Annotated in this window: 24 protein-coding genes; 14 read left to right on the plus strand and 10 right to left on the minus strand. The window is 40.5% G+C overall.

The window, feature by feature from the left end:
- Positions 1-30: 30 nt before the first annotated feature.
- Positions 31-1,002, plus strand: a complete 972-nt coding sequence (locus tag QJ048_RS21260) for a M23 family metallopeptidase (RefSeq protein WP_282336447.1) — start codon at positions 31-33, stop codon at positions 1,000-1,002.
- A gap of 223 nt (positions 1,003-1,225) precedes the next feature.
- A complete protein-coding gene (locus QJ048_RS21265; protein ID WP_282336448.1) occupies positions 1,226-1,903 on the plus strand; it encodes a MerR family transcriptional regulator in 678 nt (225 codons plus the stop codon).
- A gap of 91 nt (positions 1,904-1,994) precedes the next feature.
- Here the strand turns inward: QJ048_RS21265 and QJ048_RS21270 are convergent, their stop codons facing one another.
- The 7 genes from QJ048_RS21270 to rsfS form a co-directional block, all read right to left on the minus strand.
- The gene (locus tag QJ048_RS21270) at positions 1,995-3,083 is read right to left on the minus strand and encodes a mechanosensitive ion channel family protein (RefSeq protein ID WP_282336449.1); all 1,089 of its coding nucleotides are present in this window, start codon (positions 3,081-3,083) and stop codon (positions 1,995-1,997) included.
- A gap of 3 nt (positions 3,084-3,086) precedes the next feature.
- A complete protein-coding gene (locus QJ048_RS21275; RefSeq protein WP_282336450.1) occupies positions 3,087-3,971 on the minus strand; it encodes a hypothetical protein in 885 nt (294 codons plus the stop codon).
- Positions 3,968-4,726, minus strand: coding sequence for a UDP-2,3-diacylglucosamine diphosphatase (locus QJ048_RS21280; RefSeq protein ID WP_282336451.1), 759 nt, complete (start codon positions 4,724-4,726; stop codon positions 3,968-3,970). The genes QJ048_RS21275 and QJ048_RS21280 overlap by 4 nt, the downstream gene beginning before the upstream one ends.
- 7 nt (positions 4,727-4,733) lie before the next feature.
- Positions 4,734-5,234: a gamma-glutamylcyclotransferase family protein gene (locus QJ048_RS21285; protein ID WP_282336452.1), complete on the minus strand. Its 501-nt coding sequence runs from the start codon at positions 5,232-5,234 to the stop codon at positions 4,734-4,736.
- Between the two features lie 30 nt (positions 5,235-5,264).
- Positions 5,265-5,906 carry a LutC/YkgG family protein gene (locus QJ048_RS21290; protein ID WP_282336453.1) on the minus strand — a complete coding sequence of 214 codons (642 nt, stop codon included), beginning with the start codon at positions 5,904-5,906 and terminating at the stop codon, positions 5,265-5,267.
- A gap of 87 nt (positions 5,907-5,993) precedes the next feature.
- Positions 5,994-8,081 (minus strand): ATP-dependent zinc metalloprotease FtsH, encoded by a 2,088-nt coding sequence (gene ftsH / locus QJ048_RS21295; RefSeq protein WP_282336454.1) that lies wholly within the window; start codon positions 8,079-8,081, stop codon positions 5,994-5,996.
- Between the two features lie 51 nt (positions 8,082-8,132).
- Positions 8,133-8,537 carry a ribosome silencing factor gene (gene rsfS / locus QJ048_RS21300; RefSeq protein ID WP_345774539.1) on the minus strand — a complete coding sequence of 135 codons (405 nt, stop codon included), beginning with the start codon at positions 8,535-8,537 and terminating at the stop codon, positions 8,133-8,135.
- A gap of 237 nt (positions 8,538-8,774) precedes the next feature.
- Here rsfS and QJ048_RS21305 point away from each other — a divergent pair, with 237 nt between their 5' ends.
- Positions 8,775-9,515 (plus strand): biotin--[acetyl-CoA-carboxylase] ligase, encoded by a 741-nt coding sequence (locus QJ048_RS21305; protein WP_282336455.1) that lies wholly within the window; start codon positions 8,775-8,777, stop codon positions 9,513-9,515.
- A 93-nt stretch (positions 9,516-9,608) separates the two neighbouring features.
- On the opposite strand, the gene QJ048_RS21310 is transcribed toward QJ048_RS21305, so the two are convergent.
- Both QJ048_RS21310 and QJ048_RS21315 read right to left on the minus strand, forming a co-directional pair.
- The gene (locus QJ048_RS21310; protein ID WP_282336456.1) at positions 9,609-11,708 is read right to left on the minus strand and encodes a S9 family peptidase; all 2,100 of its coding nucleotides are present in this window, start codon (positions 11,706-11,708) and stop codon (positions 9,609-9,611) included.
- Positions 11,709-12,151: 443 nt separating this feature from the next.
- A complete protein-coding gene (locus tag QJ048_RS21315) occupies positions 12,152-13,960 on the minus strand; it encodes an ABC transporter ATP-binding protein (protein ID WP_282336457.1) in 1,809 nt (602 codons plus the stop codon).
- A 75-nt stretch (positions 13,961-14,035) separates the two neighbouring features.
- On the opposite strand from QJ048_RS21315, the gene rbfA reads away from it, so the two are divergent.
- Complete coding sequence (gene rbfA, locus QJ048_RS21320; protein WP_282336458.1) at positions 14,036-14,416, plus strand: 30S ribosome-binding factor RbfA; 381 nt, start codon at positions 14,036-14,038, stop codon at positions 14,414-14,416.
- Positions 14,417-14,441: 25 nt separating this feature from the next.
- Entirely contained in the window at positions 14,442-15,662 is a 1,221-nt protein-coding gene (locus QJ048_RS21325) for an FtsX-like permease family protein (RefSeq protein ID WP_282336459.1), read from the plus strand.
- A 131-nt stretch (positions 15,663-15,793) separates the two neighbouring features.
- On the opposite strand, the gene QJ048_RS21330 is transcribed toward QJ048_RS21325, so the two are convergent.
- A complete protein-coding gene (locus tag QJ048_RS21330; protein WP_282336461.1) occupies positions 15,794-16,639 on the minus strand; it encodes a transketolase in 846 nt (281 codons plus the stop codon).
- Between the two features lie 244 nt (positions 16,640-16,883).
- Between QJ048_RS21330 and QJ048_RS21335 the strand changes: the two genes are divergently transcribed.
- The 9 genes from QJ048_RS21335 to gldG all read left to right on the plus strand — a co-directional run bounded on the left by QJ048_RS21335 (position 16,884) and on the right by gldG (position 26,416).
- The gene (locus QJ048_RS21335; RefSeq protein WP_282336462.1) at positions 16,884-18,011 is read left to right on the plus strand and encodes an MraY family glycosyltransferase; all 1,128 of its coding nucleotides are present in this window, start codon (positions 16,884-16,886) and stop codon (positions 18,009-18,011) included.
- Positions 18,012-18,156: 145 nt separating this feature from the next.
- Positions 18,157-18,720 (plus strand): ribosome recycling factor, encoded by a 564-nt coding sequence (gene frr, locus QJ048_RS21340; protein ID WP_282336463.1) that lies wholly within the window; start codon positions 18,157-18,159, stop codon positions 18,718-18,720.
- 266 nt (positions 18,721-18,986) lie between these two features.
- Positions 18,987-19,403: a large conductance mechanosensitive channel protein MscL gene (gene mscL / locus QJ048_RS21345; protein ID WP_282336464.1), complete on the plus strand. Its 417-nt coding sequence runs from the start codon at positions 18,987-18,989 to the stop codon at positions 19,401-19,403.
- 150 nt (positions 19,404-19,553) lie between these two features.
- Entirely contained in the window at positions 19,554-20,486 is a 933-nt protein-coding gene (locus QJ048_RS21350) for a DUF3078 domain-containing protein (protein WP_282336465.1), read from the plus strand.
- A 272-nt stretch (positions 20,487-20,758) separates the two neighbouring features.
- On the plus strand, positions 20,759-21,547 hold the full coding sequence (locus tag QJ048_RS21355) for a segregation and condensation protein A (RefSeq protein ID WP_282336466.1): 789 nt from the start codon (positions 20,759-20,761) through the stop codon (positions 21,545-21,547).
- Between the two features lie 195 nt (positions 21,548-21,742).
- Positions 21,743-22,459 (plus strand): pirin family protein, encoded by a 717-nt coding sequence (locus QJ048_RS21360; RefSeq protein WP_282336467.1) that lies wholly within the window; start codon positions 21,743-21,745, stop codon positions 22,457-22,459.
- Positions 22,460-22,568: 109 nt separating this feature from the next.
- On the plus strand, positions 22,569-23,420 hold the full coding sequence (locus QJ048_RS21365) for a pirin family protein (RefSeq protein ID WP_282336468.1): 852 nt from the start codon (positions 22,569-22,571) through the stop codon (positions 23,418-23,420).
- 463 nt (positions 23,421-23,883) lie between these two features.
- Positions 23,884-24,618, plus strand: coding sequence for a gliding motility-associated ABC transporter permease subunit GldF (gene gldF, locus QJ048_RS21370; protein ID WP_282336469.1), 735 nt, complete (start codon positions 23,884-23,886; stop codon positions 24,616-24,618).
- A 94-nt stretch (positions 24,619-24,712) separates the two neighbouring features.
- The gene (gene gldG, locus QJ048_RS21375) at positions 24,713-26,416 is read left to right on the plus strand and encodes a gliding motility-associated ABC transporter substrate-binding protein GldG (RefSeq protein WP_282336470.1); all 1,704 of its coding nucleotides are present in this window, start codon (positions 24,713-24,715) and stop codon (positions 26,414-26,416) included.
- The last annotated feature ends 25 nt before the right edge of the window (positions 26,417-26,441 follow it).

The following is a 26,441-nucleotide window of genomic DNA, read 5'->3' on the forward strand; positions in this document are numbered from 1 at the left end:
AAACAAAACCCATGTTTCTTTAGCAGGGCCATGAAAAAAATAAAATATTTCTATAATACCAATAGTCTTCGCTATGAAAAGCTTGAAACCCCTTTACACGTAAAACTATTACGGGTGTTGGGCTTCTTAGCCGCAAGTATTGTGACCTCCCTGATAATTGTAGCCATCGCCTTCAGATATATAGATTCTCCGAAAGAAAAAGTAATGAGTGGCCGGTTTGAAAACATGCAGAACAATTACGCTGTTCTTCAGGACCGGGTACAAAAACTGCAACAACAAATGACGGACCTCGAGAAACGCGACAACAACGTTTACCGTTCCATCTTTGAGGCTGATCCGATTCCCGATAGTGCCCGAGTAAAGGAAATGGAAAAGAAAAAAGAACTGGAATTGTTGCAGGGTATGGACGAAAACGATCTTTCAGGTTCTATCGCACGTACGCTCAACAACCTTACGATGCGTATTGAGTATGAGGATAAATCTTACAACGAAATTGAAGGTTTTGTAAAAAATAAAGAAGTGATGCTGGCGGCGACTCCCGCCATTCAGCCGGTGAGCAACAAGGATCTTAGCCGTATTGCATCTGGTTTTGGTCATCGCATCGACCCGGTTTACAAAACGGTAAAAATGCACGCTGGTCTTGACTTTGCGGCACCGCAGGGAACACCTATTTATGCTACGGCAAATGGGACCATCTCTGTTGCTGGCAATACCGGTAACGGATACGGCAATCACGTGATCATTAACCATGGTTATGGTTACGAAACGCTATACGGCCACATGGTAAAAGTGAAATGTTCTCCGGGCCAAAAGATAAAACGCGGTGAGATCATCGGCTATGTGGGCAGCACAGGAAAATCAACCGGCCCTCACTGTCACTACGAAGTACACAAAAACGGCAAACCTCTCGACCCTGTTTACTTTTTCTATAACGACTTAACGCCTGAGCAATACGACCGCTTGTTGAAGATGGCGTCGGCGAGCAATCAGAGCTTTGATTAGTGGAGAGTTGAGAATGGAGAGTTGAGAGTTGTTTAAATAGCTTAAAACGGTTTGGAGATTATTCTTCAAACCGTTTTTCTTTTCACAAAACAAGAGTTGAGCTAAACCTTAACTCTCAATTTTCAACTCTCAACTCTCAATTCTCCACTGTTAACGACTTTTCCACAGTCTCGTAAATCCCCGTGCCACTACCATCAGGGATTGTATCTTTACCAAGCCTATGATGAGTGAATTCCGACAAACAGCATTTGATTTTGGATTTGATGAGCCGGCTAAAAAACCGGCCCCGACTCCGCCTGTCAGTGCAGTTCCTGCCGACGTTCCTGTATCAGAAGAAGTTTCTCTATCTACCCCGATGCCCGCCGTTGTAAACGAGGTTTCTGAAGTCATTCCTGTTGTGCAGGTTCTGCCAACATCGAAAATTCACGTAACTATGCCAACAACAATGCCGAAAACTACGCGGGGCAGAAAGCCGAAAGCGGCTTCTTCTTTGCCTAAACAACCGGGCAAACGCGGCCGTAAGTCATTCAAAGAAATGAATGCCGAGGTTGACCTTATCAATATTCCCGATGACGAGGTGCTTTTTCAAAAACAATACTATTCCATCGGTGAGGTAGCGGAAATGTTTCACGTAAACTATTCTTTGCTGCGCCTTTGGGCCAATGAGTTCGACGGGTTTCTCCAACCCAAGAAAAATAGAAAAGGCGATCGTTTCTTCCGCCCCGTAGATGTGAAAAACATTCACATGATCTATCACCTTTTGCGCGAGAAAAAATACACCATGGAAGGCGCGAAAGACTACATCAAAAATCAAAAGAAAAAGGCTGACCAGCAATTTGAGATTACTGTTTCATTGCAGAAGTTAAAGGCTTTTTTATTGGAGTTAAAAGCCAATATGTAGAGAAGGAACGCCCGCCTGAATAACTAGTCGGGCAGGCAGATTTTCACGATTGTCATGATTTGTTATGATATTTTGCGTTAAGCCTTCTGCTTCAACCCTCCTTCCCAATAATTATCCTCGTATCCTTTCCTGCCAGTTCAACTTTATTGCCTTCCAACAATCGTAGTACCTGCAAATTGATCGTTTGCTTTAGCTGGTTGAAATCCTCCATAGGAATTACGCCGGTGTAATATTCTACCGTTAAAATGTAGGCGTTTTGTGTAATGTCGCTGAAGGTTACGTTGCTATTTGTTACAATGGGATGTGTGAGAATTTTCTTTATGCCGTCACCTATTTTTTGCATCGTGTCGGCAGATGTCGACAAACTTATTTCCAACCTGATATCTGCACGACGTAAACTTCTCAACGTAAGATTGTCCAGAACGCTATCCACCATTTGTTTGTTGGGCACGGTAACAAATGTCTTTTGATCCGTGCGGATCCTCGTGCTTCTCAGCCCTATTTTTTCTACAGAGCCGGAAATATTTAACACCTTCACGCTATCGCCGATATGGAAAGGTTTGTCAAAAAAGATGATGAACGATGCGATCAAATTCTCCAGGCTTTCTTTTGCGGCTAGGGCGATGGCGGCACCTACGATACTTAACCCAGCAAGCAATTTGGTAACGTCTTTGTGAAATGCAAAACGAATGACCAGGATAATTCCAATCAAAATAATGATTGCTTTAAAAAAGTCTTTAAAGAAGGACACCATTTTCGTTTCCGCCACATGATGGGAAAACTGAGCCTGATTGTCCTGCATGGTAGTGGCGATAAAATCTATGAATCGTAGCAACATTCCAATAAAGGCGATGATGATAATGCAACTACCTATCGAATCTACAATTTCCTCTGCCGATGTTTTGTGTATGGTAAAATGAAATGCTTCAGGAAAATTGAGTTTATCCAACGTTACAAATGAAACCAACAGCACCAGGAAAATTTCAAGTGGTTGTACAAGCAGATCAAAGAAGGACTCACGAGTCACTTTCCACGATGTATTCTTAATAAGCCTGAAAAGTATACTGGCTATGTATTTTGAGAACAGTCTTTTAAAGATCAGGATAATAAAAATCGTGATCGCACATATGATGTAGCTCTCAATTGTATTGCTAAGAAATTCGCGTTGAAGGAAATTCATTTTTTACAATTCATACACATACACCTTTCCACTGGAAAGGCAGTATAATTTATTTACAGAAATGCGACATTTATCTACGTTGGTAAGTATCGCAGGAAATGCCTGTTCGTTTAATATTAAAGAGCCTGTTTCATATTTCTCCAGCACATTGCCTTTTCTTCCAAAAACAGTTTTATCAATTACCTGGAAGTCTTCCCAATCCAGTAAGGCAATTTTATTTTTCAGGCTTCCATAATAATCAAAAATGTACAGCCCTTGTTTGGGGTCGTAGAGATAAACCATTTTGTCGTGATCTTCAATATCAACAGGAGTTGGCGGTGTACTGAACAACACGCGGAAATCAGAGGTATTATCTATTACATTTCCATTGTCGTCAAGTCTTTTCAGTTTTGCTTCTACTTCATCATACACCCAAATGCCGTTATCGAACGACTGGCTGATGGCGCGTGCCTGCATTATATTTTGCTGCCGTAAATCAAATGTATAACGCTTGTTCAAAACTCGGTCCAGCACCACAACTGTTGTAAAATCCTGGAAGTATAACAACAGCTTCAAAGGGTTTGTTGCATCAATATAAGTGAGGTTGCCATACTTTCTCACCTCATTGAACACTCCGACGGAATCGCCTTTCTCATTGAGTTTTTTGAGCTGGTATTTACTGTTAATGAGATAAACATTACCCAGGTTGTCAACTGTAAAATTAACGATGTCACCTTCAATGACCTGCAGTAGTTTGAGGTCTGCACTTGGTGGAACAGTGTCGAAAGGAAGTTGTTGGTTGTTAGTTGTTGGCTGATGGGCATTCAGCGCATCAATGTTGCAAGGGAATGCGCTTGCAAATAATGTGCTGGCCAAAACGATGGATAATATGACTAAAAACTTTCTCAATCCTTGTAATATTTTAGTTGAAGGTCATTTCCGTCAAACACAGCATAACTGTTATAATAAATCCAGTCACCAAGATTTATATAGCGACTGTTTCCGCCAAGATCAAAATCTATTGGTAAATGCCTGTGTCCGAAAATAAAGTAATCGTAATGCTTATTTTGTAGTACTTCTTTGCTGTAAATGATCAGCCATTCGTTTTCGGGACCTAAAAATTTTTTATCATTTTCTCCTGTCGCTGCCCGGCTTGAATGGCTCATATAATCTGCAACACCAACTCCAATAGCTGGAGGCAATATGCCAAACAACCATTTACACACAGGGTTGCGAAATATCTTTTTGATGAACTTGTAACCATGATCACCGGGGCCCAGCCCGTCACCATGACCCACCCAAAATTTTTTATTGTTGAATACAAACTCTTTTGGTTCGTAGTAAACAGGAATGTTCAATTCTTTTTCAAAATAGCCGCGCATCCACATATCGTGATTGCCCACAAAGAATGTTATTGGAATGCCACTGTCTGTTATCTCTGCCATCTTTCCCAGAATCCTCACATAACCTTTTGGCACCACTTTTCTGTATTCGTACCAGAAATCGAACAGATCGCCTACAATAAAAATATGCGCCGCATCCTTTTGGGCAATGCTCAAAAACTCCACAATCTTTTTTTCCCTGGCAAGGCTTGTGGAATGATCCGGAACTCCTAAATGAAAATCTGATAGAAAATAAACTTTTTTATTGGGCGCCAATTCCATTCTTACTTCACTTTATTTTTTGATTGTTATAATACTCCACTAAATCTCCAGATTCTATCGCCTCCAAATTCTCCACACTTTTATTGTACCAGTATATCCAGGTTTTTATTGAATTGTTATCAACAAAAATAGTTGTCCTTTCTCTTACAAATAATTCATTCTGCACTTCTTCATATTCGTCCAGTCTGCAGAAAACCTCTCCAAAAAAATCTTCGTTTTTCAATTTGTACAATTCACCCTGAATAGACTTTTCTTTTTCTGTTGGAACGGCTGCAGGAAAACTGCCTTCATAATAAAGCTCTCCTCTGATCTGTGCATTGCAAACAAAAGAAAAATATTCCTCTATTGTAGAATGTGCGGGAAAAGATTTCCGAAGCGTGCCATATACAAACAAGTAGGTCGTCACATTAAATTTCGGATCAATGGATGAAATGACAGCTGAAGGATCAGATTCAAAGCCAAGAGCTGAAAGTAAAAATTCAAAAAGAGTCGCTAAAGGATTCGTCATTTTTTGAATTTTTTAATTTTGATTTTTTACTTAGTCATTACTATCGTCTACCAAAAAGCAATAAACCTCCTTCGGTCCGTGCACGCCTACAACTAACGTTTTCTCAATATCTGCCGTGCGACTGGGCCCCGTTGCAAATGTTATCATTGAAGGCAAATTATGACCGTACTTATCTTTCATGAACAACAATCCATCTTTCACATCATACACCAGTTGCTTCGCGTAAGCAATGCAAATATGAATGGGGGCATACACACTCACCGTACGACCGCTCTCTTGTCCGGCGCTCATGACGATGGTTCCGGTTCTTGCCACCAAACATTCGCATGAAGTTATGCTGGCGTCACAGTTTTTTAAATCATCGGTATACCACCGGCCCAGTGTGTTTGCAAAGTTGTCGCGCAAATTGATCTCACTGCAAAACAATTTTTCCCAATGATTACTGGCAGCGAGTTGCGACAGTTGATCTGCCAATTCTTCTTTATTCATGCAATACACAAATTTGCCTTTCAGGTTGGTAAACTCTTCGGCAAACTGTACTTCCAGCTCTTGTCGTGATGGCTGAAATACGGAGCTGTTTCCCTCACTTTGTAAAAAAGGAATAGGCGTTGAGCTACTCAACGCCTTTCTTATTTTCTTTAAAATATTTTCCTTGGATGGTGAAACGTTCATATCAATTGAAAATTGAAAGTTGAAAGTTGAAAATGGAAAACTGAAAAAGTTTCTCTTAATTTTCAATTTTCAACTTTCAACTCTCCACTAATTATTAAGCGCTTTGTTTGTTACATCGCTATCATAAGGAGGAACGCCTTCGCTGATCTCTCCCACTGTTGAACTTGGACCATGATCTTTACCGTCTACATCCAGCACTTTCTTCTCTTCAAACGGACGTTTTCCGATCAAAACTTCTACATCGCTTTGGAACAACACCTCTTTATCTAACAATGCTTCTGCCAGTTTTGCAACATCACCTTTCTTCTCTGTAAGCAAAGCCTTGGTGCGTTCGTAAGCCGCATCAATCAATTTCCTTACTTCTTCGTCGATCATTTTAGATGTTTCCTCAGAATATGGTTTTGTAAATGAGTTTTCAGTTTGCGGATCATAGAAACTTACGTTACCTATTTTATCATTCATACCATATACGGTTATCATTGCGTATGCAGTACGTGTAATTTGCTGCAGGTCGTTTTGTGCACCTGTAGAAATTTTGTTGAAAAAAATCTCCTCACTTGCACGGCCACCAAGCGTCATACAAATTTGATCCAACAATTGATCTGTATTGTACAGATATTGTTCTTTCGGAGTGTATTGAGCGTAACCCAATGCTGCAGTACCTCTCGGAACGATGGTTACTTTCAGTAAAGGATACGCGTGTTCCAGGTACCAACCGCAAATGGCGTGTCCGGCTTCGTGGTAAGCAATGATCTTTTTCTCGTCGGGAGAAATGATCTTGTTCTTTTTCTCCAAACCGCCGATCACTCTATCCACCGCATCCTGGAAGTCTTCCATTTCCACACCAGCCTTTCCTTTACGTGCAGCGATCAATGCAGCTTCGTTACAAACGTTAGCGATATCCGCACCCGCAAATCCCGGGGTTTGTTCAGCTAGTTTGTGAATATCTACAGTGTTTGAAATTTTGATTGGTTTCAGATGCACTTTGAAGATCGCTTCACGACCTTTTACATCTGGTTTATCAATGCTGATCTGTCTGTCGAAACGGCCTGGACGCAACAAAGCGCTATCCAAAACGTCCGGACGGTTAGTCGCTGCCAGCACGATAATTCCGCTGTCGCCACCAAAACCATCCATTTCCACCAGCAATTGGTTCAATGTACTTTCACGCTCGTCGTTGCTCATGATCGCATTTTTACCGCGGGCACGACCGATCGCGTCAATCTCATCGATGAATATTATGCAAGGTGATTTTTCTCTTGCTTGCTTGAACAAGTCACGCACACGGCTCGCACCTACGCCCACAAACATTTCCACGAAATCGCTACCGCTCATGCTGAAGAATGGAACTTGAGCCTCACCTGCCATGGCTTTTGCCAAAAGGGTTTTACCTGTTCCCGGAGGACCTACGAGTAACGCACCTTTGGGGATCTTACCGCCGAGCGATGTGTACTTTTTCGGATTCTTCAGGAAGTCAACAATTTCCATCACCTCCACTTTTGCTTCGTCCAAACCTGCCACATCGCTAAAAGTGATGTTTACTTTTGTTCCTTTATCGAATAGAGTAGCTTTTGATTTTCCGATGCTGAAAATGCCGCCGGGACCGCCGGTTCCTCCAGCTCCTCCGCCCATTTTACGCATCAGCAATATCCAGATCAGTACGATCACTACGATTGGGAAAATATAACCAATGAACTGGCTCAGCCATTCGGCTTCAGTTTCATCGATACGCGGCACTTCCTTTACAACTGGATTCTTGGTATAGAATTCGCGCAGATCGTCTGCAAATATTTCCGGTTTTGCGATAGTGAATTCAAACTGCGGACCTTTGTCGGTCGTAATGCGCATTGAATTTTTTGAAATAAGATTCTGATAGTAAGGCTTTTTAATGCTGTCTGGTTTTATAAAAACTCTCACCAGATTTTTATTGCTAACCAGTACCATTTTGTCAACATCTCCTTTGGAGAGCATGTCCTGGAAAAACTGGTATTGATTGATCTTTTGTCCATCCTGATTAAATGAACCCCAAATCTGAAAGCTGAGCAGGATCGCCGCGATAGCACCCCACACCCAGTAGATGTTGAATTTTGGTCCTTTCGGAGCGTTTCTGTCATCTTTGGGACGCATCTTTGGGAACTGGCCTTTGTTATTTGATTGTTTATCTTCTGGTACCATGATATTAGTCTTGTTCTAAATTATTGCTATGTTGGTTTATTGGTTCAATGCCTAGCCGTTGTGCTCTGTTACTTCCGCGTCGCTCCACATTTCTTCGAGTTTATAAAATTTACGGGTTTCCGGTTGCATCACATGTACTACAACGTTCACGTAATCTATCAGGACCCATTGCAAAGCCGAGCGCCCTTCCTGCCTGTAAGGCATTTCTTCGCACTGGCTTTTCACTTCCATTTCTATAGAATCTGATATAGCTTTTACCTGTGGAGAGGACGATCCCTGGCAAATGATGAAAAAATCTGCAACTGCTTCAGGGATTTTTCGAAGATCCATAGCTATTATGTTTTCACCCTTTTTTTCCTGAATAGCATGAATGATGACCTTGAGGATTTTGGAGCTCTTCGTTAACCTTGCTACACTGCTACGTTTGCGGGTAGCTAATACTGACAATTGTTCCAATAATGAAATCTTTTAGTAATTAAATATTAGTAGGTTGCTATTGTGATTCCGGGGATGTTTTCTTTATCCAAAATAGCCCCGTAACTAAAGTAAACTACATTCAAAAGTTGCTTTACGATTTTAAAAAAGTGGTTGAAATGCAGTTCCTGTTTTTCAGCAGCCTTTACCATCTCAAAATAAAGAAAATACTACATTCGCAACGCTCAAAAGTAATAATCTTTTCCAACTTCTTTATGTATGGCAACTATAGGCTTCCCTTTTACCGAATTGGCTAGTATTGACAGCACCAACAACTATGCCATGGCAATGGCACATGAAGGATTGGCTACTCATGGAGCGGCATTTTTCGCTCACGAACAAACCGCCGGAAGGGGACAATTGGGCCGCCAGTGGAAAACGACCGCGCTGGAAAATATCATGCTTTCCCTTGTACTTAAGCCTTCGGAGCTTCTGGTGAGCCGACAATTCTTTTTAAGCGCAGCTATTGCAGCCGGTTGTTATGACTTTTTAAAAAAATATGCCATTGACGATGTTGCGGTTAAATGGCCAAATGATATTTATTGGCGTGACAGAAAGGCAGGGGGAATTTTGATCGAAAACGTCCTTACCGGCAATAATTGGCAATTTGCCATCGTGGGGATCGGCCTCAATATCAACCAGACTGTTTTTGCCGAAGGCGTTACAAATCCGGTTTCACTAAAACAGATTACGGGAAAAACCTTTCCAACCGTGGAAATGGCGAAGGAATTGTGCAATTGCCTCCAAAAAAGATATGATTTGTTGTTTTCTGCTCCTTTGCAGGAAACTTTAGACAATTACAATTCGATTTTGTACAAAAGGGGACAAAAAGTGAAATTGAAAAAGGACATCGCCGTTTTTGAAACAATCATCAAAGGTGTGAACGAGCAGGGAAAACTGATGACATTTGATACAATGGAGCGAGAGTTTAGCCTGGGAGAGGTTAGTTTGGTGGTCTGAACTTTAAGTTTGCCACAGAAGCACTGAGAACACAGAATAATTTATTTCTTATCAAATTCTGTGTTCTCAGTGTCTCTGCGGCAATCCTCTCTCCTATTTCCAGAAATCTTCCGGCATAGGCTTGTTCAACAAATTTTTATAGTAAAACTTGTAAGACTCGACTGCATTGTGAATGCGCTTAGCCGCCACATTTGAACCTATTCCGTGACGCTCGTTTGGATAGAGCATAAACTCAAAATCTTTTTTCAGATCTTCCAGCTTATTGATGAGTTGGATACTGTTTTGCATGTGCACATTATCATCGGTTGTGCCGTGTACAATTCTCAGTAAGCCTTTGTATTTATTGGCGGAGGTAACAACAGCCGTGCTTTTATAGCCGTCCGGATTATCTTTTGGCGTATCCATAAAACGCTCTGTATAGTGCGTATCGTACAATTGCCAATCGGTTACCGAAGCCTGTGCAATACCAAAATCAAATACATCCGCTCCGTAAGTGAGCGCCATGCAAGTCATGTAACCACCAAAGCTGCCGCCTGTAGTGCAAAGTTTTTTGTTATCCATCCACGGTTGTTTTTTCAACCAGCGACCACAGGTCATGAAATCTCCAATCTCATATTTGCCCAACTGACGATAAATGTAGTTCATGCCGTTTTTACCAAAGTGCCCACTACTGCGATTGTCAAACGCCACTTGTACCAGTCCCTCTTGCGCCCACCACTGGTTCACACCACCTATGGGTTTCCATCTGTCGTAAACAGTTCCTGCATCCGGGCCTCCATAAATACTTACCAACACCGGATATTTTTTGGAAGGATCGAAGTTGATCGGATAAGTGATCGTTACCGGCAAATCAAACAAACCGTCGTCACTTTTCACCCTCACCAGCTCTGTTTTTGGCAATGCATAGCTTTCGAAATTCGCGCCTTTGCTATCGCCCAATTCACGGATCACTTTCCCTTTATTGTCAACCAGCGCCATTGTTGGAGGCGTGTTAAGATTGGAATACGTCGTGATGAAATATTTGCCATCTGGCGAAACATTGATCGCGTCGTGGGTGTATTCACCGAAAGTTAGTCGGGTAATGCCTTTGCCGTTTAAGGGAGCTTTGTATAAATCGAAACGTGCTGAGTTTTCTTTGCGTGCTTTAAAGTAAACAGCGTTGTTTTTTTCGTCCACAAACGAAACGTCGGTAACGGTAAAATCGCCCTGGGTAATAGCATTCACAAACGTTCCGTCAGCATCGTACAGATACAATTGTTTCCAGCCGCTTTTGTCACTTTTTAAGATGAACTGTTTGCCGCTATTGATGAATTGGAAACGATCATCTTCATCCAGCACGATCCATGTTTTTTGTTCCTCGTTGTACACTTGTTTTTTTGCGCCATCAAAACCTACTGAATAAATTTTCAGGTTGTTCTGATCACGGTTCATCCACTGTACCCATAGAGTGTTATCTGGCGCCCACATTGGCGTACCGAAATACTGATCGTCCTTATCGTTGAAGTCGGCCCAACTCACTTTTGCGCTGGCGACATCTACGATACCAACTTTTACTTCAGGATTTTTATCGCCGGCTTTTGGATAGCGTTGATTTTCCAAATATCCATGTTGACCGTCTGCAACATAAATAGGAAAAACAGGCACCATTGATTGATCAAAACGCATGAAGGCGAGATGTTTGCTATCGTCGCTCCACCAGAAGGCCTTGTAGTGACTGGCTCTTCCGAGGATTTCTTCATAGTACACCCATGAAGCATAGCCGTTCAGAATATTGTCAGAGCCGTCGTTTGTAAGCTGCGTTTCTTTATGTGTCGCAATCTCTAATGTGTAGAGATTGTTGTTTTTTGTATAAGCGAAAAATTTACCGTCCGGAGAAGCCGTCATGTTCACAGCACCCTCTACACCGATCATTGGAACTATCGGCTGGGCAGGTTTCAATTGGCCGGTGAAAACAACAGCCTTGCCTGTTTTTGCATCTACGCTGTATTGCGTGGTTTTGCCATCTTCTCTCTTTGTTTCCAAGTAATGTTCATTGTCGATCCATTTGGAGATGTCCGGCAATGGTTTGGTAATATTCAGGTTTGCACCGGGTTTAAAAACATCATTGAATGAGAATGTTTTCTTTTGGGCGAAAGAAACGTTGGAGCTGCATGCTACAACAATTGATGCAGCCAACAATAGATTTTTCCTCATGTTAAGCATTTATTTGATCGTCGAATGTAAAGAAGGTTTTGAGAAATGAAGTACCGATGGTGTAAAAAATTGAAAGGAAAAGAAATGAATTGACTCTTTTGTTACTTCTTGACGGTTACTGACTTTTGAAATTCAAAGCTTGTTTTTAAAAATCTGACTTTCTATATTTTCCATGTCCTTTTGCCTTGATGCAAAAGGACCAAAAAATCAAGGCAAACCGATGCCTCCGGCCGTTTTGCCTTGCCGACGCCTCCCCTTGTGCTACAGTGTTTATTTAACTTATACCCTCTGATATATTGATTTTTACAAAGGAGCAATCAAAAATTACGAAAACGAAAATGCCATGGTTCGTGTCTTCACGAACCATGGCATTTTGCAATATCCTTGGGATAATCCTTCAACGAATTCTTAATTCCTAATTCTTAATTCTTAATTGATGTCCACTATTTCACTTCCTGCATATTCACCAATTTCTTATAAAAGCCTTCCAGTGCTATCAACTCCTCGTGCGTTCCACGTTCTACAATTTCACCTTTTTGCAACACGATGATTTCATCGGCGTGGCGAATGGTAGAAAGTCTGTGCGCAATTACAATGCTGGTGCGGTTTTGCATCATATTGTTGATAGCATCTTGTACCAACCTTTCGCTTTCTGTATCAAGGGAGGAAGTTGCTTCATCCAGGATCAGGATTGGAGGATTTTTCAACAAGGCTCTCGCAATGGTGAGCCTTTGTCTTTCACCACCACTCAGTTTAGAGCCGCGGTCACCAATATTTGTATCGTATCCTTCTTCTTTTTGTACAATAAATTTATGGGCGTTTGCTACCGTTGCCGCATTTATGATTTCTTCTTTTGTTGCATTTGGAGAACCTAAAGAAATGTTGTTGGCAATGGTATCATTAAATAAGATCGGCTCTTGTGTTACGATGCTTATGTGTTGTCTTACAGATGCCAGAGAGTAATCTCTTATATTAACACCGTCGATCAAAACTTCACCGCCGGTCGCATCATGAAAACGCGGTACAAGGTCGGCCAGCGTTGATTTTCCGGCACCCGAGGAACCCACCAATGCGATTGTTTTTCCTTTCTTTATCGTAAGATTGATATTCTTTAAAATCACCGCATCCTCGTAAGCGAAGCTTATATTGCGCAACTCAATACTATCGTTGAAAGCCGGAAGCAATTTGCCATTTGGATTATCATCTACAGTAACAGGTGCATTCAACACTTCTTCTACACGGTCAATTGCCGCAGCGCCACGTTGTATGTTAAAAAATGAAGTGGAAATATTTTTTGAAGGATTGATGATAAATGCGAATAAGGCAATATATGCCACCAAACCCGAAGCAGTAAGGCCATTACTTCCTGAAAGAACAAGCCTTCCTCCAAAATATAAGATGGTGCAAAGCACTACTACTCCTAATAACTCCGTGAGTGGCGAAGCTAAATCACGACGTGCATTCATTTTTTTACGAATGCGGAAAAGATCATTATTCACATTAAAAAATCTTGTGCTCAACAATTTTTCCGCCATGAAAGCTTTAATAACCCGAAGCCCGCCAAGTGTTTCATCCATAATTGATAAGCTTTCACCCAATCTTATTGCGGCATCTTGCGATTGCGCTTTTAATTTGCGGCTTATTCTTCCAATCAAGAATCCTGTTACGGGAAGCAATATTAAAAGAAAAAGAGAAAGCATTGGAGAGATTATAACCAGTGAAATCAAATACCCAATAAGTGTAAGCGGATCTTTTACGAGTCCCTCCAACGTTCCTACAATTGAACTTTCGATCTCCACCAAATCATTCGTCATTCTTGACATGATATCGCCCTTTCTCTTCTCCGTAAAATAGCCTATAGGCAGCGCCAATATTTTATTATATATGTCACCACGCAATTCGGTAATAACGGCACTGCGTATGGGCGCTGAAATAAGATTTGACGAATACAGAAATATATTTTTCAGCAGAGTAGTTATAATGATGAAAATGCAAATAAAAGTAAGCGCCCCAACTCGCCCCTCAGAATGCATTACAATCAATATGTACTTATTAACAAAATTCATTAATGCGTTATCGCTTAATATTTTATTAGTGGGTGCATCCGGCTTAAAAATCAAGTCGAAAAAGGGCATCAACATTGTTATTGAAAAAATACCAAATACCGTAGAAAGTATTGTACAAACAAAATAAAGGACAAGCTTATTGCTATACTTACTGATATACTTAAAAATCCTCGAAAACTTCTTCATTTTATATTTGATCTGGTGGTTTTATCCCAGCTTCACTTTTAAAGCTGTAAATTTACAGCGCACAAAGGTAATATTATGGAAGAAGGAAAAAGACAAAAACAGGTGGCCGGTTTGTTAAATGAAGAACTGAACGCCATTTTTCAAAAACTTGGTTTGAGCATGATCGATGGCGGAATGGTTTCCATTTCCTCCGTAAAAATTACTCCGGACCTGTTCCAGGCGAGAATATATCTAAGTTTTTTTCAGATAAAAGACCCCAAATCTACGCTCAAAAAAATTGAGGAAAGAGAATGGGAAATCAAAAAAGAGCTGGTTGCCCGCGTAAAAAGCCAGCTGCGCTCTATGCCACAACTTACATTCTACGTCGATGATACATTGGATTATGTATTTAAAATGGAAGAATTGTTCAAAAAAATCAATGAGGAACGTCCTTCTTCGGGAGAAGAGAAACCCTAAGTTTATAGCATAAAAAACTTCCCAATTGAATTTTCTATTTGCCTGGCGCTATTTCAGATCTAAAAAATCAACCAACGCCATTAACATCATTGCATGGATAAGTGTGCTTGCCATTATGGTTGGCACTGCTTCATTTATAGTGGTGCTTAGCGTGTACAACGGATTTGAAGATCTGGTAAAGTCGCTGTATGCTTCGTTTTACACGGATCTTAAAGTGGTTCCGGTAAAAGGCAAAACGATCATTTTTACTCCGGAAGAATTAGCGAAAATCAAGACCGTACCTGGCGTCAATGCCTATTCGCTGAATGTGGAGGAAAAGGCTCTGATGAGAAACGGCGATTGGCAAAGCCTCGTTTATTTAAAAGGCGTAGACTCAGACTACACAAAAGTTACCAGCGTAAAGCAACATGTAAGACATGGCTCCTATGAAACAGGAACTGCCGATAAACCGGTTGCTGTTTTAGGAATTGGTATCGAAAATGCATTGGCGCTCGAAGCGGAAAAGGCTTTATTGCCTCTAACGGTTTATCTCCCCAAAAAAGGAATCAACATTGACGCGTCTGATCCGATGCAAAGTCTGGTGGCAGATAATGTAAGTACGTCCGGTTCTTTCGCCATCCAGGAAGATTTTGACAACAAATATGTGATCACCAATATCGGCTTCATGCAGCGTATGCTGAATTTACAACCTGATGAATACAGCTCCGCAGAAATTTCATTGAATGCCGGAGCCGATCCTGATAAGGTGAAACACAATTTAAAAACTGCACTTGGAAACAAGATTGATGTAATTACAAGGTATGAGCAAAACAAAACATTCTTCTCTGCAATGCAGCTGGAGAAATGGATAATCTATGGTGTGCTTTCTCTAATCCTTACCGTAGCAGCATTTACCATGATCGGCGCACTCACAATGCTAGTATTGGAAAAACAAAAAGATATTCAAATATTGAAAGCGCTTGGTACGACTGACGTTAAAGTGCAAGGCATTTTTTTAAGCGAAGGTTTGCTATTGGCCTGTGTTGGCGGCGTTGGCGGCGTTCTATTGGCTGTGATTATTTGCTGGGCGCAGGAAAAATTTAAGATCATCGCCCTCGAAGGAGGCAGTTTTGTAATCGATCATTATCCTGTAAAATTATATGCATCGGATGTTTTGCTGGTGCTCTTCACCGTTATAATAGTTGCATTGCTGGCGAGTTGGTTTCCGTCGAGAAAAGCATCTCTGCAACCGATAGAACTGCGCTAAAGGCGCCATGTGGAAATTTGAAAATTCTTTATTGTCGACTACCCAAAGCATTATTTTAACTTCTCTAATATTCAAGATGTTTAAAAGTGAAAAATGCTGGTCGCATTTCTCATTTTCAAATTTTCAAATCTTCAAATTGCCGGATAGTCGCCCAGCGTCTCCGTTATCTGCGCCAGCGCTTTAGTCAGTTGTTCATCATTTGGAGCAACACCATGCCATTCGTGGTGGCCCTCCATAAAATCTACCCCTTTGCCCATAACTGTATGCATCATGATAGCAATGGGTTTTCCCTTACCCAAAAATGTCTTCGCGCTTTCTATGGTGCTTACCACAAGATCCATATTGTTTCCATCCTCCAAACGAATTACTTCCCAGCCGAAAGCGGCGAATTTTTCCGCCAGATTACCCAAACTCATCACTTTTGCCGTAGGACCGTCAATTTGTTGTCCATTCCAATCTACAGTTGAAATAAGATTGTCCACTTTGTGATGCGCCGCAAACATTAGCGCCTCCCAGTTTTGACCTTCGTCCAATTCTCCATCTCCATGGAGTGAAAAAACTGTTTGAGTATCGCCGTTAAGTTTTTTAGCCAAAGCTGCGCCGATAGCTACGCTCATGCCCTGACCCAGCGATCCGCTGGCCACGCGAATACCCGGGAGGTGTTCATGGGTAGTCGGATGCCCCTGGAGCCGGGAACCTATTTTCCTAAATGTGTTTAATTCTTTTAAATCGAAATAACCTGATCTTGCGAGACTTGCATAAAATACCGGTGATATATGTCCGTTGGACAAAAAGAAAATATCTTCTCCCTTGCCATCCATCGAAAACGATGGATTATGCTTCATTATCTTAAAGTAAAGTGCGGTAAAAAACTCAGTACAGCCCAATGAACCGCCGGGATGCCCACTGTTTGCCCCATGTACCATTCTCAAAATATCCCTTCTTATCTGCGATGCAATTTCTTGTAGTGTAGGCATATGCAAAGTGTTGAGTTAAACAAATCTACTCTTAAAAAAAATTTATACCAACAATTTGAATACATTAAAATTTTCTATCATTGATATGGTGTGGTATTTTATTTGCATCATATTTTACCCGACCATTCCAATCCAATATCAAGGTAAACCCCTAGAACAATAAAAATTTTTGGTTATCAGACCAATTTGAACAAGGGTTATCCAACTTAAAGTATATTTTTGTAACCGCATTCAATTAAACCTTATGTTAGATGTAATTCTAAGCTTATCTATCTCCTTTGCAGTCTCATATTTGGCTATCCCAATCATCATAAAGGTTGCCAAAATCAAAAAGCTGTACGATGTACCAGACGAAAGAAAGGTGCACGTAACGCCAATCCCGTCGTTGGGTGGGCTTGGTATTTTTGCCGGCTTTGTATTTGGCTGCATGCTTAGTACCAACTTCGGTCAGTCAAGTGAAATGCAATACTTCATTGCTGCAACGCTTGTTATTTTCTTCCTTGGAATTAAAGATGATATTCTGATTCTTTCCCCGATAAAAAAATTCATTGGCCAGGTATTGGCTGCTTTCATCGTAATTTACAAAGGTGGTATTCAAATAAATAGTATGCATGGATTCTTGGGCATCAATGAGTTGCCTGAGATGTACAGCCTGCTTCTTACCTATTTCACTATCCTTGTAGTGATCAATTCTTTCAATCTTATTGATGGCATAGACGGCCTCGCAGGAAGCCTTGGTCTAATGGTTTCTGCGCTTGTGGGTATCTATATGCTACAGGTTGGCGAATTAGCTTATGCGATCCTTGCATTCTCTCTTGCTGGTGCGTTGGTTGCGTTTCTGCTTTTCAATTTTCAGCCAGCCAAAATATTCATGGGAGATACCGGTTCTTTGCTTATTGGTTTGATCAACTCTATTTTGGTGATCAAATTTATCAACATATCAGAAAGTTCCACAATGCCTATGAGCAGTGGCCCTGCTATTGGAATTGCACTATTGTTCATTCCACTGCTTGATACGTTAAGAGTGTTCAGCATACGAATGTTTAAAAAACGTTCACCATTCAGTCCCGATAGAAACCACATTCACCACTTGCTACTGGACCGCGGCCTATCACACAGAAATATCGTTCTCACTTTAGTTTCCTCTAATATTATTGCAATTATTGCTGCAGCTTATTTTTCATTATCTGTAAGTTGTACGTTGCTTGTACTGGCCATCAGCGTAGCCTTCTTTGTTGGAATTGGCATTTTGCAAAAAACCAAACGCCCAAGACTTTTTGTGGCAAACCTGCAAAACGGAACAGTAGAAAGCAATGCTATTTCTACCAAAATAGTTCCTTTGACAAAGGATTCCGTTTTAGAGCAGAAGTAGGAAAAGTCAAAATCAAACGTAAAAACAAGGTGCTTGTTTAGTGATGCCTTTTGCAAATGATGTATTGATTTTACTTTTTGAATTTTGATTTTTTAATTTTTACTTACAAATTTCACATTAGATTTGCGCCATTAATATTAGCACTATGTCTGATGAATTAGCAATAATAATGGATGATACGGAATCATCTATGAGCAAGGCGATCAAACACCTGGAAAGCGAACTGACTAAAATACGGGCCGGCAAAGCAAATCCTCAAATAGTCGACGGCATTACTGTAGATTATTATGGATCTGCTACTCCTCTTGCACAAGTCGCCAATGTATCTGTAGTGGATGCACGCACTTTGACAATTCAGCCGTGGGAGAAAAATATGCTTCAGCCTATTGAAAGGGCTATCATCAACTCAAATATTGGTTTAAATCCGCAAAATGATGGATTGATCATTCGTCTGTTTCTTCCGCCACTTACGGAAGAGCGTCGTAAGGAATTTGTAAAGAGAGCCAATGGTGAAGGAGAAGCTTCAAAAGTATCTATCCGCAATATTCGCAGAGATGCAATCGAGATGATTAAAAAATTGCAGAAAGATGGCTTGAGCGAAGATGCTGCCAAAGACGCAGAGAAAGATATTCAGGGAATCACAGATAAATACATAGCGCAGATTGAAAAACATCTTGCAACTAAAGAAAAAGAAATCATGGCTATTTAGCCGAACAAAAATAAAGATTACAAAATGCCGGCTTAGCGCCGGCATTTCTATTTAGTACCGGAAAATGGTACAATAATGATGTTGAATTGATTAGCTAAACTATTTTTTTTATATACATTTGTCACTGATGGAAGTAATTACATCTCAATTCTTCGAAATGTAAACCTGATGCCTAAGCGCAGTAATACTAGACCCTAATCCTCAACTATTGTTTTAAGCTGTTTGTAATTATAGAAACCTGATTAAACAATTAAAATTGAAACACTATGGGCTTTGTAAAAGAGTTTAAAGAATTTGCCATGAAGGGCAACGTAATGGATCTTGCAATAGGTGTTATTATTGGTGCTGCCTTTGGAAAGATCGTTGACTCAATTGTAAATGACCTCCTGATGCCAATCATCTCACGCGTGCTGCTGCATGGTATCAGTTTCACCGACAAATTTGTTTCCCTCGACGGCTCGCACTACGCCACATATGATACAGCAAAAAAAGCCGGCGCCGCGATATTTGCCTGGGGAAACTTCATTCAGGTGTTTATCAACTTCCTCATCATAGCGCTTGTCCTTTTCCTGGTAGTGAAAGGACTTAACAGAATGAAAACGCAAGCTCCTCCTCCTGCACCCGCAGAACCTTCCAGCACTGATAAACTATTGATGGAAATAAGAGATGAGCTAAAGAAGTAGGCAACGTTTTACATTATTGAATTACCTCTTTGACAATTAATAATTAAAAATTAATAGTGCAGCCTTTCACGATTGACAGCAATCTTGTTTGGAGCGTCGCACCTATTAATTATTCTTTATTAATTATTAATTACTTTAAACACAATCATTATGAAAAAAGCAATGCTCGCATGTAGCCTGGTATTGATGACGGGTTGGCTATTTGCACAGGATCAAACGATCAAAAGTTTACAGACAGAAAGTAACAGAGCGGTTAAAAAAGAGCCAAATGATACAATTCCCAGAAACTGGAAGGTCGGTGGTCTGTTTTCCCTCACTTTTGGACAAACATCTCTTTCAAACTGGGCTGCGGGCGGCGATGAACTATCGATCAACTTCAATAGCATCCTGAGTGTATATGGTTATTATAAAAAAGGAAGACATACCTGGGATAACACGCTGGATCTTGGCCTTGGTTATGTAAAAACAACGTCGCTGGGTATGCGAAAAAGCAATGATAAGATAGATCTTTATTCCAAATACGGATATGAACTGGCTCCGAAATGGTATTTGAGTGGATTGGTGAATTTCCGCAGCCAGTTTACTGCAGGTTACAATTATCCAAACGATACTACGGTGGAAAAAATTTCCAACTTCATGTCGCCGGGTTACCTGCTTCTTTCTGCTGGTATCGATTTCAGGCCAAAGGACTATTTTACCATTTTTGTATCGCCGCTGACTTCCCGCTGGACATTTGTTACTGATAATGATCTTTCCGCAAAAGGAGCTTATGGCGTAGACTCGGGCAAACATGTGCGTAATGAAATAGGTTCATTTGTGACTGTAAACTATATGCACGAGATCATGAAAAATGTGGTGTACAAATCCAGACTTGATCTTTTCTCGAACTACCAGCATAATCCGCAAAATGTGGACGTGTACTTTACAAATCTACTGGCACTCAAGGTCAACAAATGGCTTACCGCGAGCGTGGCGCTGGATATTATCTATGACGATGATATTCGTGTTTTTGGACCGAACCATGACTCCCCGAGGACGCAATTGCGTGAGAATGTGGGCATTGGATTGGCTGTAAAGTTTTAAATAATTTGAAAATTTGAGGATTTGAAAATTCGTTTGGTGCGTTTTTTCGGATTTATTGTTTTTCCCGGAGTATTTGGAGAGTTAATTTGAAAAAATGAAAGTCCCGCTAAAAGAATTTTCAAATTCTCAAATTTTCAAATTTTCAAATAAAGCACATTCGTGAAATACAGAATGAAAAATGTTATTCGCTTTGTTAGGCAATTTCCCTCATAAAAACTATATTTTTGTAAAGCCTGTTGTTATCAGCAGGCTTTATTCTTAAAACATAATACGTGAGTCAGCAGCCAACATATCAGATCAAGTTACCTCAGTTTGAGGGCCCGTTTGACCTTTTATTGTTCTTCATTGAGAGGGATGAATTGGATATTTATAACATTCCTATTACTAACATTATCAATGACTTTCTTACATACATACATTCCCAGGAAAATCTGAACATCGAACTTTCCAGCGAATTCATTCTTTTCGTTTCTACGTTGATGCGCATTAAGGCAAAAATGCTTCTGCCGAGAAAAGAACTAGATGCGCAAGGAAATGAAATCGACCCGCGCCAGGAACTGATCGACAAAATTCTTGAATACAAAAAATACAAGCAGGCGGCGGCTGAGATGGCAGAAATGGAGGCCATCCGTATGCTAATGGTAAAACGGGGAAATCTTCAAAAAGACATCTCTTCTATTGGCGAAGAAGCGGGAGAAGGAACTGAAATACAGGCGATTACACTTTTCAAACTAATGAAGGCTTTTGAGAAGGCCATGCAAAAAGTGTACGAGCGCAACAACAAACCGGTGCACACTGTAGTACAATATCACTACACTATGGAAAAGAGCCGTGAACACATGCTGGCCACCGTAACCCGCGAAAAAACAATGTCGTTTGAAAAAATATTCGAATTCTGCGACAACCGCATCCACGCTATCTTCCTGTTCCTCAGTATGTTGGAACTGGTTCAAATGAAATATATGACGATCCTGGCGGGTGAAGGAAGAAACAACTTCATTGTGGAATTCAACGAGAACCGCGAAGAGGACGACGTTTTCAATTTCGAATTACTGAATTAATAACTATATCATTTCGGACAGGCCTTCGATAGGCTCAGCCTGACAGTTTCAGCGGAGTGTCGGGCTGAGCTTATCGAAACCTATTTGCATGATATATGGATATTTCTTGCGACAAGCTGGCAGTTTTGCTAGCCAATTATCTATTGGTACGCCAATTGATGTTTAAACACTAAACTTAAAAGGAGTTTAATAATTATGGAAACAGTATTTCATCCTTCAACGGAAAGAGGTCATGCTAACCATGGTTGGTTGGATTCTTATCATTCATTCAGTTTTTCGAGTTGGTACGAGCCTTCCAAAATACATTTTGGAGCACTGCGTGTTTTGAATGATGATGTTGTGGCCGGCGGCGGTGGCTTTGGTGCACACCCGCACGACAATATGGAAATTGTTTCGATTCCATTAAAAGGGTCTCTCGCACACAAAGACTCAACTGGGAACGAAAAATTTATCAATACCGGAGATGTACAAATAATGAGTGCAGGTACAGGTCTACAACACTCAGAATACAATGCTTCGAAAACTGAGCCTGTTAACTTTTTACAGATATGGGTTTTCCCAAAGGTAAATAACATCAAGCCGCATTATGATCAAAAAACGTTTGACAGCGATGCGAGAAAAAATAACTGGCAGATAGTAGTTAGTCCGGATGAAAAAGACGGCGGTCTATGGATCAACCAAGATGCGGTTTTTGCAAGAGCATCCCTGGATCAAAACATAAAATTGAATTATGTTCCCAAGTTCGCAGGAAATGGCGTTTATCTCTTTGTAATAGAGGGCAGCATTGACGTGAACGGACAGGATGTGAATAAAAGAGATGCTATTGGCGTAAGCGGTTCTCAGACCATTGAGATAAAATCGTTGGAAGCCGCGGATGTGTTGGCTATTGAAGTGCCGATGGGCGGAATTTGAAAATTTGAAAATTAAGTGTGCAATATGCTCGTTTAGTAGAGCAAATTCTTTGCGCACTTTGCTTCTTTGCGCCTTGCGTGAAAAAGCATAAACAAAAAAGGAAAAAACAATGACAACAAGAATAATAAACACTATCGAGGATGCTTCGATAGAATTTGTAGGTGCGAATAAAGTGAAAAGGGCTTTGCCTACAAGAAATTTAAAACAAGTAGATCCTTTTGTATTTATCGATCATATGGTGCCAACTACGGTTCCGGCTGGTGCATCGATAAGAATACCACCTCACCCACACGCGGGCTTTGAAGTGGTGAGTTACATCATAGATGGAGAATTTTTCCATCGCGATAGCAAGGGACATGACCAGGTTGCTCATTCGGGTGATATTAACTGGATGACATCGGGATCAGGTATCATTCACAGTGAAGGACCAACAGCCCAGTTTCTTGAAAAAGGTGGGAACCTTGAATTAATGCAGGTTTGGATCAATTTGCCTTCTGACAAAAAAAGGCTTGACCCTTCTTTCAGAAATTATCCTTCTGCAACTCTACCGATAGCAGAAAATGAAACAAGCCGTGTAAAAGTTTTAATAGGCGAGTATGAAGGAAAGGCTTCTCCTGTTACCACACATACGTCGATGTATTACTATCACATTAATGTAAAAGCTGGAAACACATTTACACTGCCCGTGAAAGATGGCTATTCAGCGGGTTTGTACGTAATGGAAGGAAAAGTGAAAATATTGGCCGACGAAATAAAAGCTGGTCAAATAGTTCAATTTGCACCAGAAGGAACGCAAGTTGTTTTTAAAGCATTGGAAGATGTCACCTTGATTGCTTTCGGCGGAGAACCGATCAATGAAAAGGTGGTGAGTTACGGCCCGTTTGTAATGAACAGTTTCCCGGAAATTCAGGAAGCCATTGCAAATTTTGAAGCAGGCAAAATGGGAGAACTTACATATTAAGATTTACTCGCAGTTTAGGCATTTTTAGGTCGCTTATCAAATCGTTAAGAAATGATAAGCGGCTTTTTTATTGCTCGCATTATAAGAAAAGGAAGAAATTAAAATTCAAAAAACTTGAGCGCTCATCTGGTTGTTTTTATTTCGGCTATACAAGCGTTTCCAGCTGATTTTGAAAGGGTACAGATAAAAAAATTCCGCCGGGCGGCGGAATTATAGCAGTTGGTTTTGGATAATATTTTTATTAATCAAAACCGTAAATTATATCGTAGGAAAGGTGTTAAGTAATAGTTAAGTATTCAGCGAATATAAGTTAAATCTACATTCAACCGTTTTTTTATATCTAATTTTTTCAACTAATTCTACTTACTTACCTTAATAAATACGCATATAAATCGCTTATAATCTATATGTATTTAAAATATACTTGCATTTCTGTACACTGTAAATCTTATTTTTGACTCCTATGTGGCCAATTTGTATTAAAGAATTCAGACAATTCTTCAGCAGCCTGACAGGCTTGATTGCTATTTCCATTTTTCTATTATTAACGGGATTGTTCCTGTTTGTTTTTCCTGACACCAATATCTTCGACGATGGTTATGCCAGCCTCGATCAGTTCTTTAATCTCGCTCCGTGGATATTGCTGTTTTTAATTCCTGCAATAACCATGAGGAGTTTCACAGAGGAATTTAAAACGGGCACTTATGAAATTTTGCAAACAAGTCCCGTTTCTTATAAACAAGTGATATTGGGCAAATATTTTGGTTGCCTCCTTATAGTTATTATCGCTTTGTTACCAACGATAATCTATGCGATTTCTGTGAATGCACTTTCCGAAACAAGCGGAATTGATACCGGCGCAACGATTGGTTCATACATAGGTTTGTTTTTACTGGCCGCTATTTTTACAGCTATAGGTATTTGTTGTAGTAGTTTTAGCAATAATGCTGTTGTTGCATTTATCATCAGTGCATTTGCATGTTTTATTGTGTACACAGGTTTTAATGCGATCAGCCGAATTCCTGTATTTGCGTCGGGTGCAGATTATTATATTGAAATGATAGGAATCGATTTCCACTACAAAAGTTTAAGCCGAGGAGTGATCGATAGTCGTGACATTATTTACTTTCTGTCAGTGATTGTTTTTTTCCTGGTATTTACATGGAGAAATCTTTCGAGAAGATTTAGTGTGGCATAGAAAAATCTCCATAACTCAAAACTCTCGCCTGCATGATAAGTCGGGCAGGCAATACTCAAAACTTTACATAGCGTTCGCTGCAAAAAATATTTGAATGAAGAAACTGTTTAACTCGAAACTCTGGTGGCTGTTCTTATTGATCATTTTAGTGGTAATCACCTACATCGCTTCTGCTGTGCATTACAGGCTGGATCTTACAAAAGAAAAAAGGTTCACCATTTCCCAACCTACCAAAAAACTGATATACGGTTTAGAAGATAAGGTTTCAATCAATGTATTCCTGAGTGGTGAGCTTCCTGCAGGTTTTAAGAAACTTGCCAACAGTACAAAAGACCTCTTGCAGGAATTTAAAGAAGTCAGCAAACGAAATATTCAATACAGTTTTTCAAAACCGGGCGAAGGCTTAGGAGATAGCGCACAGGCGCAGTTCCAGGATTCATTAAGAAGAATGGGGTTAAATCCGATGAACATTCACGCTCAAGTAAAAGAAGGGGAAGGTCAGGAACAACGTCTTGTTTATCCCGGTGCATTAGTTACTTACAGAGGTCGCGCCATTGCTATTGATTTACTGCAAGGACAAAGTGCAGTGGACGGTATTAACTCACTCAATAATGCTGAGGCATTACTCGAATACAAATTTGCACGTGCGATACAAAAAATTACGCAGGACAGTGTGCCGGTTGTTGGTTACTTATCCGGCAATGGAGAGCCGCTATCTTACAATGTGTATGGCTTCATCGAGAACACTTTGAAACGCGATTATATTACACGCATTTTCCCGATTGATAGTTTTCCTGAAATCCCGCCCGTTTTCTCTGCGCTTGTAATAGTAAAGCCTACAATTCCTTTTACTGACGTTCAAAAAGTCAAACTTGATCAGTATGTGATGCATGGGGGAAAAATCATGTGGCTGGTAGATGAGCTGTATGCAGAAATGGACAGCCTGCAAAGAGCACAAAACGATTTTATTGCTTTCGATAGAAATTTGAACATAGAAGATCTGCTGTTCAAATATGGTGTGCGCATTAATCCTGATCTTTTACAGGATTTGAACGCAGATAAAATTCCTTCTGTTGTGGGAAGCATGGGAGGCAAGCCACAAATGGAACTGCTGCCATGGCCGTATTTCCCATTGCTGACTAATTACAGCAACCACCCTATTGCAAAGAATCTTGACTATGTAGTTTCACAATTTCCCAACAGCATAGATACGGTGAAGGCAGATGGCATTAAGAAAACAATCTTACTGGCATCGTCTTCCAACAGCAGAGTGTTAAGCACTCCAGCCAAAGTTTCTTTCCAGAGTATTCAAAACGAAGATGACCTGAAAACATTCAACAAGGCGAACGTTCCCGTGGCTGTTTTGCTGGAAGGAAAATTCCAGTCGCTTTTTGCAAACAGGCTTACGCAACCTCAAAAGGATGCCTTTGCGGGACCTGGCGCATTTGCAAACAGTTCACCGGATAATAAAATGATCGTGATTTCCGATGGTGATGTTGCATTAAATGCCGTTACGCAAAAAGAAGGCCCGCTGCCACTGGGCATGAATATGTTTACGCAGTATCAATATGCGAACAAGGATTTTCTTTCGAACTGCCTTGAATACCTTACAAACAACTCCGGTATTCTCGAGGCACGCAATAAAGATTATACCCTTCGTTTGCTGGATAAAAAGAAAATAGACTCAGAAAAATCAAAATGGCAGATCATTAACATAGTGTTGCCTTTATTGCTGGTATTTATTTTCGGGACCTTGTATCAATACATTCGCAAAAGGAAGTACCGTAGGGGGGAATAAAGTTTGCAGCTTAAAAAAAGCCAAT

The organism is Pinibacter soli, assembly GCF_029961145.1.
GTDB lineage: Bacteria > Bacteroidota > Bacteroidia > Chitinophagales > Chitinophagaceae > Pinibacter > Pinibacter soli.